This is a genomic window from Maribacter sp. R77961, assembly GCF_044594925.1.
Classification (GTDB): Bacteria; Bacteroidota; Bacteroidia; order Flavobacteriales; family Flavobacteriaceae; genus Maribacter.
Window position 1 is genome coordinate 2,659,681 of record NZ_CP138991.1, and the last position, 14,182, is coordinate 2,673,862.

Here is a 14,182-nt window from a genome sequence, read left to right on the forward strand (position 1 = left end):
TAGCGATAATTGTAATTTAAGAGGTTAATAACTCTTAGTAACTCCTCTTTTTAAGCCAATACCTTTTGCTTAATTTTAACCTTGCCTTTTTTAGACTATTCCTACTTCGGAATTGTAAGGCTATTAAACACTTTGAACATAGCATATGTACTTAATATTTGACACCGAAACCACGGGTCTTCCTAAACGTTGGGACGCACCATATACCGATACGGACAACTGGCCCAGATGTATTCAAATTGCTTGGCAGTTACATGATGATATGGGTCACCTTGTGGAACATCAAGATTATCTAGTACGCCCAGACGGTTTCAACATTCCCTACGATGCAGAGCAAATACATGGAATCTCTACGGAACTGGCGGCACAAAAAGGCATTCCGTTAAATGAGGTTTTGGAAAAGTTCAATTTGGCAATGTCAAAGACCAAATTTATTGTTGGTCAGAACGTAGGTTTCGATTTAAATATTATGGGAGCGGAGTTTCACCGCATGGGAGTGGAGAATCCCTTACAAAATTTACCGGTCCTGGATACCTGTACCGAGCATACCGCCCAACTCTGCCAAATTCCAGGGGGTCGTGGGGGAAAATTTAAACTACCCACACTTACAGAGCTGCACCAACATCTATTCGGCAAACCCTTCGGTGAAGCACATAATGCCACTGCAGATGTAGAAGCAACAACCCGGTGTTTTTTAGAACTGGTGCGTTTAAGACAGTACACCACCGAGCAGCTAGACGTACAACCAGATTACTTTAAGAATTTCTCCGAAGCCAATTCGCAAGAAATACAGCTCATTGGTTTAAAACATATCAACCTAAAAAAGGCTTCTAAAAAAATTGCGGACGCCCTATGGGAAAAGGATACGGGAGGTGTTTCCCAAGAGAAAATCAATGAGAACATCAAATCATTGGAAGATGCCACTTTTGTGCATCTTCATAATCATTCGCAGTTCTCGGTATTACAATCTACCATAAATATTAAATCATTGGTACAAGCGGCGGCCGATAAACAAATGCCTGCAGTAGGCTTAACGGACCACGCCAATATGATGGGTGCTTTTCATTTCGTAAAGGAAATTAGTGCTCATAATAAAACGGTAAAAGCAAAAAATAAGGAAGCTGAAGAAGCGGGAGAGGAAGCACTCCTAAAAGAAATAACACCAATAATTGGTTGCGAATTTTTTGTTTGTGAAGATCATACCAACAAAAGTGTAAAGGATTACGGCTATCAAATTGTGCTATTGGCCAAGAACAAGAAAGGCTATCACAATCTTGCCAAAATGTCCTCTATAGCTTATACGGATGGGTTTTATTATGTGCCACGAATCGATAAAAAAGTTATTCAGCAGTATAAAGAAGATATTATTGTCCTTACCGGAAATCTTTATGGAGAAGTCCCAGGAAAGGTCTTAAATGTAGGGGAAAACCAAGCGGAAGAAGCGCTCCTTTGGTGGAAAGCGGAGTTCGGGGACGATTTATATATAGAACTAATGCGTCACGGACAAGAAGATGAGGAACGTGTAAACCAAGTGCTATTGGAATTTTCCAAAAAACACGAGGTAAAACTTGTGGCTACCAACAACACGTATTATTGTAATAAAGAAGATGCCGAGGCGCACGATATATTACTTTGTGTCAAAGATGGTGAAAAACAGGCTACGCCTATAGGTCGTGGTCGCGGATATCGTTATGGCCTGCCCAATCAAGAATACTACTTCAAATCTCAAGAGGAGATGAAGGAAAAGTTCCAGGATATTCCTGAGGCCATCTTAAACGTGCAAGAAATTGTAAATAAGATTGAACCTTTTGAACTGGCCAGAGATGTACTCTTACCCAAGTTTGACATCCCCGATGATTTCAAGGACCCTGAAGATGCGCTAGATGGTGGTAACCGTGGTGAAAATGCTTATTTAAGACATATCACCTACGAAGGCGCTAAAAAACGATATGCTGAGATTACGGAAGAAATACGGGAACGTATTGATTTTGAACTAGATACCATTAAAAATTCAGGATACCCCGGATATTTCCTCATTACCGAAGATTTTATACGCGAAGCACGAAACATGGATGTTTCCGTAGGACCCGGACGTGGTTCTGCCGCGGGCTCAGTGGTGGCCTATTGCTTAACCATTACCAACATTGACCCCTTAAAATACGACCTACTTTTTGAGCGTTTCCTAAATCCAGATAGGGTATCCATGCCGGATATTGATATTGATTTTGACGATGAAGGCCGTGGCCGTGTTATGGATTATGTAATCAATAAATACGGTGCTAATCAGGTAGCGCAAATTATTACCTATGGCACCATGGCAGCTAAATCATCTATTAGGGATACGGCACGTGTGCTAGATTTACCTTTAGGTGATGCAGACAGGATTGCAAAGCTAATCCCCACCATGTCAAAATTGGGGAAGATATTTGGAAAGTCCGACGCGGAACTAAAGAAGAAATTCCGCACAGAAGACTTAGAAAAAATACACCAACTTTTAAATATACATGATGGTGACGACCTTGAAGGTCAGACCCTGAAAATGGCAAGAACTTTAGAAGGTTCCGTTAGAAACACAGGAATACATGCCTGTGGGGTAATTATAACCCCAGACGATATTACCAACTTTGTGCCTGTGGCAACGGCCAAAGACTCGGACTTATACGTTACACAATTCGATAACTCCGTTGTGGAGAGTGCCGGTCTACTAAAGATGGATTTCTTGGGGCTTAAAACCTTAACCCTAATAAAGGATACCGTTAAAATTGTAAAGGCCAAACATGGTATTGATTTAGTACCGGATGATTTTCCGTTGGATGATGAAAAAACTTATGAACTCTTCCAAAAAGGAGAGACCGTAGGGGTTTTCCAATACGAATCTCCAGGAATGCAAAAACATATGAAGGACCTAAAACCTTCTGTTTTTGACGACCTCATCGCCATGAACGCGCTGTATCGTCCAGGTCCTATGGAATACATTCCTAGCTTCATCGCAAGAAAACATGGTGATGAAGAAATAGCCTATGACCTTCCTGATATGGAAGAATACCTCAAAGAGACCTATGGTATTACCGTTTATCAAGAACAGGTGATGCTTTTATCGCAAAAGTTAGCCGGCTTCTCCAAAGGTGATGCAGATGTACTGCGTAAGGCCATGGGTAAAAAGATATTTGCCGTACTTCAAAAAATGAAACCTCAGTTCCTAGAAGGAGGTGCGGCCAATGGTCATCCTACGGAAGTTTTAGAAAAAATATGGAAAGACTGGGAGGCTTTTGCTGCCTACGCATTTAATAAAAGTCATTCTACCTGCTATGCCTATATTGCCTACCAGACAGCATATTTGAAGGCCCACTACCCTGCCGAATATATGGCGGCGGTATTGAGTAATAACATGAACGACATTAAGCAGGTGACCTTCTTCATGGAAGAATGTAAGCGCATGGGCTTAGACGTTTTAGGTCCCGATGTAAACGAGTCTTACTATAAATTTGCGGTAAACAAAGAAGGAGCCGTTCGTTTTGGAATGGGAGCTATTAAAGGTGTTGGACGTTCTGCAGTGGAAACTATCGTGGAACATCGCAAAAAAGATGGGAATTTCCACTCCGTTTTTGATCTAGCAAAGCGAATTGATCTTCGTGCGGCCAATAAAAAAGCTTTTGAAAATCTAGCCGTTGCCGGTGGTTTCGATTCCTTTGGAACTACGCATAGGGCACAGTATTTCCATACCGAAGGTGATGGCATCACTTTCTTGGAGAAGGTTATCAAATCTGCTGCAAAATATCAAGAGAACAAAAACTCCTCTCAAATGGATATGTTCGGTGGTATGAGCGAGGCGCAAATCCCTGAGCCCATAGTACCACCATGCGAAGAGTGGGGCACCATGGAAAAACTACGACGAGAGAAAGAAGTGGTAGGTATTTATATTTCCGGGCATCCGCTGGACGACTTTAAAACAGAAATAAAAGCGTTCTGTAATGCGGGGATTTCCCATATTAACGATATGGCGAATTATGTAAACCGAGAACTTACAATTGCAGGGGTAATTACAGATGTACAGCACCGTATTTCCAAGAATGGAAAGGGATGGGCGGCTTTTACTATGGAAGATTACACAGACTCTTATGAGTTCCGGATTTTTGGTGAGGAATATTTAAAATTCCGGCACTTTCTTATGATAAACTCTTTTGCCTACGTGAAAATTTTTATTCGCGAAGGCTGGACAAATAGAGAAACGGGAAAAAAAGGCGACCCTAGAATGCAGTTCAATAGTTTTATGTTGCTTCAAGATGTCATGGAAACCTACGCGAGAAAACTTACTATTAAACTTAATATTGACGAATTAAAGGAAGAAGGTATCCACCAATTAAAAGACACCTTGGTTTCCCATAAAGGAAATCACCCTTTAAATTTTGTTATTTATGAAATGGAAGAAGAGATAAAAGTTAACTTATCCAGCAGAAAACAAAAAGTAGAAATAACAAGTGAACTTTTACATATACTTGAAGAACAAGAGGTACATTTTAAATTAAATTAAACTGTAAATGCACTGCAATTGGAGGGTATCTGTTCTGGCTAAAAACCTTGCACTGGGTAGCCTTCTCTTTTGCCTAGCCCTATTGATCTATAAATGCAAGAATCCCAAAATAGCTACAGATTATTATGTAATACAGCCCGTAGCTACCCACGAGAACGGAAACGGATTTGTCGGCAGCGCTACTTGTATCCAATGCCATAAGAATATTTATGACAGTCATATAAACACCGCCCATTTTAAAACTTCTGCAAGGGCAGACTCTTTAAGTATTAAAGGTAGTTTTAAAGAAGGTAAAAACACCTTTACCTTTAAGGACAGAGCGGTTTTCACCCTAACGGAAACCAATTCGGGGTTTTACCAACGCGCAAACTTTATTCACAACCAACTAGAGCTAGAGTCTTTTTACCTACCTATAGAAATCGTTTTTGGTTCTGGAACAAAAGGTCAGTCTTATTTAGGCTGGGAAGATGACCAACTGTTTCAACTACAGACCTCTTATTTTACTCCCGCAGATCGCTGGGCAAACAGTCCGGGTTTGGAAAACTTACGTGCAAAAAGACCCGTTGTGGCACGTTGTATGGAGTGCCATAGTACGTTTGCAAAGAATACCAGTATAAATAAAAGTGGCAACCGGTACGACCGAAACAATATTATTTACGGCATTGATTGTGAGCGCTGTCATGGGCCTGCCGCGAAACATGTAGGGTACCAACAAAAAAATCCCAAGGTCAAGACCGCTAAGTATATTCTAAAATATCAAGAACTATCAAGACAACAACGATTAGATGCATGTGCACTATGCCATTCTGGAGGCAACAGAGCGACCATTAAACCTCCTTTTAGCTTTTTGGTAGGTGATGAGCTGAACAAATTCTATCATCCTCACCAAGAAGATAATGATGTTACCTTAGATGTTCACGGTAACCAATATGGCTTACTTACAAGTAGTGCCTGTTTTAAAAATAGCCCTAAAATGGATTGTACTACCTGCCACAATCCCCATGAAAATGAAAGAGGCAAATCCAAAAATTTCAATCTTAAATGCATTTCTTGCCATTCGCAATCCAATAATTCCTGTAAAAATGAGCATCAACAAACCGACACCTCAATGACCGATTGTATTGCCTGCCACATGCCCCTAGTGCCCTCTAAATCCATGGTCATACAAATAGATAGTGTAAAAACTGCTGTAAAAGTACGTACCCATAACATTGCCATTTACTAGAGTAAATTAAACATAGAAGGTTTATTCTTTTTTGTCTAGGTAGGGTTTTTCTATACTCAGTTGTTTTATGACCATAAACCTAATAACACTTAATCATGAAACATTTTAATGTCCTATTTCTCGCCACGGCCCTACTGTTCTTTTCCTGCGAGACAGAAAAAATAGAAACACAACCATTGGACGACACTACTTTAGAAAGCATTAATGCACAAATCAATATAGAAAACCTAATTGATGAGGCAGATAATGCTTTAGACAATATTGCTATTTATACAAGTGATTTTGGCCCGTTCAGAATCAGCTCAAAATCAGACAATAACGATGGTAATGACCGCATTTTTTTTCGAAATTGTATGGACGTTACGATGACACGAACAGAGATGTCACGCACCATTACACTAACTTTTAACGGTGAATGCGAAGACCGTGATGGCAATGCTATTACCGGTACCATCATAAGGACAACCACTTTTGGAGAGGGAAGTTCTGAAAGCACCATGACTATTGAAGATGTAACCATTAATGGTCGTGTTACAAATGGCACAAAAAGTCACGTATGGATAGCTAGTAATGAAAACGGAAATCCCGAAATGAACGGCTCCGTAGATATTAGTATAACGACGGAAATGGGTACCGTAACTCGAGTGGGCAATAGAACTGTTGAAATTATTGAAGGTGCGGACACAAGAACCTATAAAGACGATGTAAGAAGTATCACTGGTTCTTATACGTATACAGGTCTACAAGATACTTTTGAAGTTGCTATTACCTCGGCCTTAATAAAACGGGCCGATTGTAGGTTTATCGTTTCTGGCATAAAAACCTACACCACTGGCGAGGGCACAACTACATTGGATTATGGCGATGGCACCTGTGATGAATTTGCCACTGTCACTTTACCCGATGGAACGGAAAATCAAATCACACTGGGTAGAACTGGCGATAATGATGATGATGAAGATGAGGACGGCGAAGACATGAATGTAAAGCAATGCACCATAACCACAGATTGTGAAGAAGTGGTGATAAAAGATACATCCAATATCAGTGTAGCAGTAAACCAGGTTGATGGCAACTATGTAATTGTAGCTAAGAATGGTGATGGAGAAGTCGTATACGAAGCAACATGTGAGAAAGGCGCCAATGTATCTGTAAGCTGTAGTTCTAGTAGTCAAGACGATAGTGATGATGACAGTACAACCGAAGAAACTAATGATGGGAGCACCGAGGAAGAAGATGATGATGCAGAGGAAGATACAGGGGTAAAACAATGCCTTATTACTACGGAATGCGGCGAAGTGGTCATAGAAGGCACCTCTGAACTGAAAATAACAACAACCCAACAGGGCGATGTATTTGTCATCGTTGCAACGAACCTAGAAGGAGAAGTAGTCTACGAGGGTGAATGCGATAAAGGACCCGAGGTTAGCTTAGCTTGTAGTTCGAAAGGCTAAATTAATTCTAGTTCCTACACAACATACTTAAAGCCTTCTCTTTACTGAGAAGGCTTTTTTTTTGGGTAGAATACGCCTTTAATTCAATTATTACTAAAATCAATAGCTTGATAGTCAAAACGTATTCGCTGCTTGTAAGGAACAAGTGGATTATTTGACTAACTTTGGACAATCAATAAAAGTAAATTAAAATGGCATTAGAAATAACAGATGCTACTTTTGACGAAGTAGTTTTAAAAAGTGACAAACCTGTAGTAGTAGATTTTTGGGCGGCTTGGTGCGGTCCATGTAGAATGGTAGGTCCTATCATTGATGAAGTGAGTAACGAGTACGATGGTAAAGCCGTTGTAGGCAAGGTAGATGTAGATGCCAATCAAGAATTCGCTGCAAAATATGGTGTGCGTAACATACCTACCGTATTGGTATTTAAAGGTGGTGAAATTGTAAGCAGACAAGTAGGCGTTTCTCCAAAGAAAGTGTATACAGATGCTATAGATGCCTTGTTATAGGAAGAAGCACCTAATCATAGTAAATAAAAAGAGCTGGCATAAACCAGCTCTTTTTATTTATAACTACTCCACTATCTGTTTAAGGGTTTCGTTTTTTATATCTTTATTCTTGTGAATTTACAATCAGAATTAAACAAAGCGTCTCTTTTTCAAAATCTAGAGCTACTTGCCAACCAAGTTGTGGAAGGTTTTATAAGTGGCATCCACAAAAGTCCCTTCCATGGATTTTCTGCGGAATTTGCGGAGCATAAGATTTACAACAACGGTGAAAGTACCAAACATATAGATTGGAAGCTATTTGCAAAAAGTGACAAACTATACACCAAGCGTTACGAGGAAGAGACCAATCTTCGTTGCCATATGATCTTAGACAATTCCGCCTCCATGTATTATCCGGAGATAAAAGAACTAGGTTTAGATAACTTAAACAAAATTGGCTTTGGGACTTTAGCCATAGCTGCACTTATGAATGTACTAAAACGCCAGCGAGATGCGGTAGGGCTAAGTGTTTATTCGGACAATTACAATTATTATGTTGCAGAAAAAGGAAGTGAACGGCATTTTCAAATGCTACTGGCCAAATTAAATGAAATTAACCTGGCCACCCAACCCCCGAAAGAAACAGCAACCTATACCTACCTGCATCAAATAGCAGAAAAGATAAAACGAAGAAGTCTTATATTTTTGTTCACGGATATGTTCCAAACAGAGAAAACAGATGATGCACTTTTTGAAGCCTTACGCCATTTAAAATACAACAAGCATGAGGTGGTCTTATTTCATCTCTTGGACAAAGAACACGAACAATATTTTAACTTTGAAAACACCCCAAAACGCTTTGTAGATGTTGAAACAGGTGCGCATTTAGACTTGTATGCCGACAATGTAAAAGAAGCCTATGAGGAGGCTATTACCACTTACCTAACTCAAATAAAATTAAAATGTTCACAGTATAGAATTAAATATGTTCCTGTGGACATTAACGCCAATTTCTCTAATGTTTTAAATACTTTTTTAGTCGAAAGGCAGAAATTCATTTAAGTTAATCGATATTTTAAAAGAAAATGTTGGTGCAATTAGATAAACAGTATATATTTGCACTCGCTAAATGCCACGGTCTGGTAGTTCAGTTGGTTAGAATACCTGCCTGTCACGCAGGGGGTCGCGGGTTCGAGTCCCGTCCAGACCGCAAAAAGCTCTCAAGAAATTGAGGGCTTTTTTGTTTTGAAAGTTATGGGTATTCTGGGTCGCGTGTTCCCCCGACGCTTCGGGGCCGTCCAGACCGCAAAAAGCTCTCAAAAAATTGAGGGCTTTTTTTGTTTAAGAATAGTGATGCTAGTTTATTTCGTCAAAATTTCAAATACCTCATCCTTGTATTACAGTTAGCCCGTTTGCGAAAATCCATTTAAGACAGTATTCCTCGTGATACAGTTACAAAAGGTCTCAAGGTCCTAGTACTTTTGTATCGGAAGGAAGCGAAAAGATTTTACTACCAAAAATTACTTTTCCGCAGCTCATTCTTAGAGCGCTCCCGAAAATTTATTTTAACGTTTAATGGTGCAGTAATATCAAGGCACCATTCATTTTTACTAATTAAAAAACATTTGCTGTAATGAAACAACAACAAGAACTATTACAACCGTATACTTTAGGAAATTTAGAATTACCGAATAGGGTAGTTATGGCGCCAATGACAAGAAGTCGTGCCAACAATGAACACAACAGACCTGTAAATGACTTACATGGCATGTATTACCAACAACGCGCTAGTGCCGGTCTTATCATCACCGAGGGTTCTCAGATATCTAAAGAAGCCGTAGGATACATCAACACGGCTGGTATTCATAACAAAGAACAAGTAGCAGGTTGGAAACAAGTTACCGAGGAAGTACATAATGCAGGAGGAAGAATTTACATTCAAGTATGGCATGTAGGCAGAATATCGCATCCTGATTTTCATGACGGCAAGTTACCATTGGCCCCATCTGCACTGAATCCGGATGCGGAGGTCTACACTCCTGAAGGGCAAAAGAAAACAGTAGTGCCCAAAGCCATGACCAAAGAAGATATCGATAGAACGGTAAGCGATTTTAAACAGGCCGCAGCAAACGCTGTGGAAGCTGGGTTCGATGGTGTAGAAATACATGCATCCAACGGATACCTTTTACATCAATTTTTCAATAGCACATCCAACCAACGAACGGATGAGTACGGTGGGTCTCATGAAAATAAGGCGCGAATCCTATTTGAAATTATCGATGCTATCAAGGAAACCATGCCAGAAAATAGCATTGGTGTTCGCCTGAATCCCTCCTTACACGGAATTTTCGGTATGACCATGGATGAGGATACCATACCAACATTTGACTATATCATAAAAAAATTAAGCATGGATTATAATCTGGCATATTTACATCTTTCAGAACCCTTCAACGATGTTTCCGATATCGCGTATGCTGAAACCGAAATTGCCAAAAGATATCGTCCAATGTATGATGGCACTTTAATGATAAATGCAGGTTTTGACCAAGAAAAAGGTAATGCCGTTATTAAGAATGGTAATGCAGATTTAGTGGCCTATGGAAAATTATACATATCCAATCCTGATTTAGTTGAACGTTTTAAAAACAATTTAGAATTGGCATCGTGGGATAATGACACCTTTTATACCACAGGCAAAGAAGGTTACACAGATTACCCGAAAGCAAAAGTAATACAAGAAGCCTAATTCTAATATTCTTAAAAAATAGACCATGAGTAAAGAGACTGAAGGATTCAACACTATTAATCCAACAACAGAGGAGAAAATTGCACACTATCATTATATGACGGAGCATACAGCACTACAAGCTGTGGAAGACTGCCATACTGCCTTTAAAAAGTGGAAGTTAACATCACTAGAAGAGCGTGCGGAAATTTTAAAATCGATAGCTAAGGCTTTGGAAAAACACAAAGATTCCTATGCTAAATTAATGACCCGGGAAATGGGTAAACTGGTAAAACAGAGCTATCAAGAAATTGAGTTGTGTATCGGAATATGTAATTATACCGCATCAGAAGGTTTAAAACAATTACAGGAAGAACATAGGGAGCTTCAAGATGGGGGTAAAGGAACAATATTCTATTCACCAATTGGAGTGATCTACGGGATTCAACCATGGAATTTTCCGCTCTATCAAGCCATCCGTTATTCCATCGTAAATATAATGGCAGGTAACGGGGTACTATTAAAACATGCAAAGAACGTTACTGGCTGCGCATTAAAGCTCAGCGAAATTTTTGAAGAAGCAGGATTACCGAAAGACGTTTTTAAAGTCCTCATCATAAATCACGATACCTCGGACAAAATCATTGCGAACGATTTCGTAAGGGGAGTTACCTTAACGGGTAGTTCTGATGCGGGAAGATATGTTGCCAAAAAATCTGCAGAAGTACTGAAGAAAACTGTTCTAGAACTGGGCAGTAACGATGCCTACCTTGTTCTGGATGATGCTGATGTAGAATTGGCCGCCGAAACTTGTGCAAAAGGAAGACTGTATAACAATGGACAAACTTGTGTCGCTGCAAAACGATTTATAGTGGTAGATTCCGTTTACGAGGAATTTAAAGAAAAATTCGTGAGCATTATGAAAACTATGAAAATGGGGAATCCAATGGAAGAAACCTCGGACTTGGGACCTATTGCAAGGAAAGACCTTAGAGAAGAATTACATGAAAAGGTCTTAGATAGTGTAGCGAAAGGCGCAACTATTCTTTGTGGTGGAGAAATACCGGACACCACAGGCTTTTATTATCCTTCTACGGTAATTGGAGATGTTAAACCTAATCAGCCCGCCTACAAAGAAGAACTTTTTGGCCCGGTAGCCTCGTTGATCAAAGCAAAGGATAATGAAGACGCCATGCGTATTGCCAACGATAGTAAATTTGGTCTAGGCGGCGGAATTTTTAGTAAAGATGAAGATAAAGCAATGGAATTGGCAAAGAATCATTTTGACACGGGGATGGTAAAAATTAACTCCTTTGGACTAGCCTATCCTAACATGCCCTTTGGGGGCGTCAAAGAATCCGGTTACGGAAGAGAACATGGAGGCTTTGGCATCAGAGAATTCGTAAATGTAAAATCGATCACAAGATCATAATCAGAAAAAATAAAAAATGGAAAATATATTAGTAGTAGGTGCTACGGGCACTACAGGAAAAAAAGTTGTTCGCTTACTTAAGGAATCACAGTATTTTGAACCTGTAGCGATGATTCGCAAAGAAAGTCAGTCAGCAGAATTTAAAGCTAACCAAGTGAAAACGGTACTTGGAGACCTAGAGCAGGATATTTCACATACCGTTAAAAATATTGATAAGGTTGTATTTGCCGCCGGCTCTGGTGGTAAAAAGGTAGTTGAAATAGACCAAGAAGGAGCTAAAAAAATGGTTGACGCCGCCCATGAGGCAAAGGTTAAGAAGTTTGTCATGCTCAGCTCTATGGGTGCGGATGCTCCTGAAGAAGCTAAGCAACTTAAAGAATACCTCAAAGCTAAACACAATGCGGACGAATATTTGAAGTCTAGCTCCGTGCCATACACAATTGTAAGGCCTGGAGCTTTAACAAATGAAAAGGGGACTGGTAAAATATCATTAGGGAAATCATTGTCAAAAGAGGGTTCCATTAGTCGTGCGGATGTAGCCCAAGTCCTCTCAAGAGTCCTGCATGACGACGCACCCAAAAATGAAACTTTTGAACTACTATCCGGCGACACCATTATAGGTGAAGCTATACCGAATTGATTAATTTAGTTGGTATTCCATGCGCTTATAAAAAAGCTATAGTGCTAACTCATTGTCATTGTAGCACTAAATATAATCGCACGATTATTATTAATTAGGTGAAAAATATATGTAACCATGAAAATCGTCAAGAAATATAAAAAATGGCTCATCCTATTTATAATAGGATGGCTTAACTTATATGCCATTTTTTGGATTACAAAACACTATGGGTACCAAGGATTTCTATTCACACTTGTACCAACTTTATTACTCTTAATTGGTATTTGTACCCTAAGAAATAAGAGTAACTGATGCATCCAGATTACAATATAAAGACCTATTAAAATTCTAAATAGATGAATAAAAAGTGCAGATGCTACATTTCTTTTAATTTTTACATCATATAGGATATGTATTGAGTATTTGTATAATTAAATTTGTAAAAAAAGCATATGAGACATTTTCTTCTATTTACAGTTTTTATATTTTTTCTATTTTCTTGCGATTCGGATAGCGGTAGTATTACCATTATTCCAGAAGGTGAAGGTCCCCAAGAAGAGCAACCCATGGAAGAGGAAAATACGGGTAATGAAAATCCCGTTGAAGAACCAAACGGGGGTGAAGAGGGAGCTGCAAGTGAATTTGATGATGGCACTTTCAGAAACCTTTCTGCTTTTGACTTTACCGCGGACATGAAGACAGGATGGAATATTGGTAATAGTTTAGATGCCGAGGGTCCTGATGAAACTTTCTGGGGAAATCCCAGAATAACTAAAGCCATGATTGATGCAGTTGCCGCTAGGGGCTTTAAAACACTACGGATTCCTGTTACATGGAGATTCCATCAAGGTCCAGCTCCTGACTATACCGTAGAAGAGGCGTGGTTAGATAGAGTTGAAGAAGTAGTCAACTACGCAAGAGCGAATAATATGTATGCGATAGTCAATGTCCACCACGACGACACTTGGATTATACCAACTGCGGCAGAGACAGCCGAAGTTAGTGATAGGCTGGGCAAATTATGGACACAAATCGCCAATAGATTTAGAAAATATAGCGACTATGTGATTTTCGAAACCTTAAATGAGCCAAGACACGAGAATACGCCAAATGAGTGGAACGGCGGCACCGCCGAAGGACGGGCGGCAGTTAACCAATACCACCAAGTAAGTTTAGATGCCATACGTGCAACGGGAGGGAATAATATTTTACGTCAAATTATGATTTCGACGTATGCGGCAAGTACGCTTCCCGTGGCTATGGATGCGCTCATTATACCTAACGATGACCCAAGAACTTTAATATCACTACATTCCTATTTTCCATTTCCTTTTACTTTGGAGGGTACGGATCAAACTTGGGGATCTACCGATGACAAAACACAACTTACCATGGAGATGAACAGGATTAAAGCAAAATTTACGGACAATGGAAAAGCGGTTGTTTTGGGTGAATGGAGTTCTGGGAATCAAAATAACTTAGCCGACCGTCTAGAACATGCTTCCTTTTACGCTGAAGCGGCTGCTGAAAGAGGTTTTGCAAGTGTTTGGTGGGACAATGGCAATAGCGGAGTATCCAATGACGGTCTTGCGATATTCAATAGAAATAATTTAACATGGCCATTCGGTAATATAGCCGATGCCATTATTGAGCCTAATAATTAAGTTTAAATAATTATTTAAACTATAAAAGGCGAGCTTTT

General features: G+C 39.7%; 9 protein-coding genes and 1 tRNA gene. All 10 read left to right on the forward strand.

The features are described from left to right. The first annotated feature begins 145 nt into the window (after window positions 1-145). The 10 genes from dnaE to SJY09_RS11510 all read left to right on the forward strand — a co-directional run bounded on the left by dnaE (window position 146) and on the right by SJY09_RS11510 (window position 14,144). Window positions 146-4,531: a DNA polymerase III subunit alpha gene (gene dnaE, locus SJY09_RS11465; protein ID WP_396635856.1), complete on the forward strand. Its 4,386-nt coding sequence runs from the start codon at window positions 146-148 to the stop codon at window positions 4,529-4,531. A 7-nt stretch (window positions 4,532-4,538) separates the two neighbouring features. Beyond that, window positions 4,539-5,756, forward strand: coding sequence for a multiheme c-type cytochrome (locus tag SJY09_RS11470; protein ID WP_396635857.1), 1,218 nt, complete (start codon window positions 4,539-4,541; stop codon window positions 5,754-5,756). 95 nt (window positions 5,757-5,851) lie between these two features. After that, window positions 5,852-7,210: a hypothetical protein gene (locus SJY09_RS11475; RefSeq protein ID WP_396635858.1), complete on the forward strand. Its 1,359-nt coding sequence runs from the start codon at window positions 5,852-5,854 to the stop codon at window positions 7,208-7,210. Window positions 7,211-7,401: 191 nt separating this feature from the next. Then, a complete protein-coding gene (gene trxA, locus SJY09_RS11480; protein ID WP_396635859.1) occupies window positions 7,402-7,719 on the forward strand; it encodes a thioredoxin in 318 nt (105 codons plus the stop codon). A gap of 111 nt (window positions 7,720-7,830) precedes the next feature. Then, window positions 7,831-8,760 carry a DUF58 domain-containing protein gene (locus tag SJY09_RS11485; RefSeq protein WP_396635860.1) on the forward strand — a complete coding sequence of 310 codons (930 nt, stop codon included), beginning with the start codon at window positions 7,831-7,833 and terminating at the stop codon, window positions 8,758-8,760. 74 nt (window positions 8,761-8,834) lie between these two features. After that, a tRNA-Asp gene (locus SJY09_RS11490) sits at window positions 8,835-8,908 on the forward strand. A gap of 423 nt (window positions 8,909-9,331) precedes the next feature. Next, window positions 9,332-10,447 carry an alkene reductase gene (locus SJY09_RS11495; RefSeq protein WP_396635861.1) on the forward strand — a complete coding sequence of 372 codons (1,116 nt, stop codon included), beginning with the start codon at window positions 9,332-9,334 and terminating at the stop codon, window positions 10,445-10,447. Between the two features lie 25 nt (window positions 10,448-10,472). Beyond that, on the forward strand, window positions 10,473-11,858 hold the full coding sequence (locus SJY09_RS11500) for an NAD-dependent succinate-semialdehyde dehydrogenase (RefSeq protein ID WP_396635862.1): 1,386 nt from the start codon (window positions 10,473-10,475) through the stop codon (window positions 11,856-11,858). Between the two features lie 16 nt (window positions 11,859-11,874). After that, window positions 11,875-12,498, forward strand: coding sequence for an SDR family oxidoreductase (locus SJY09_RS11505; protein WP_396635863.1), 624 nt, complete (start codon window positions 11,875-11,877; stop codon window positions 12,496-12,498). A gap of 434 nt (window positions 12,499-12,932) precedes the next feature. After that, window positions 12,933-14,144 (forward strand): glycoside hydrolase family 5 protein, encoded by a 1,212-nt coding sequence (locus tag SJY09_RS11510; RefSeq protein ID WP_396635864.1) that lies wholly within the window; start codon window positions 12,933-12,935, stop codon window positions 14,142-14,144. Window positions 14,145-14,182 lie beyond the last annotated feature (38 nt).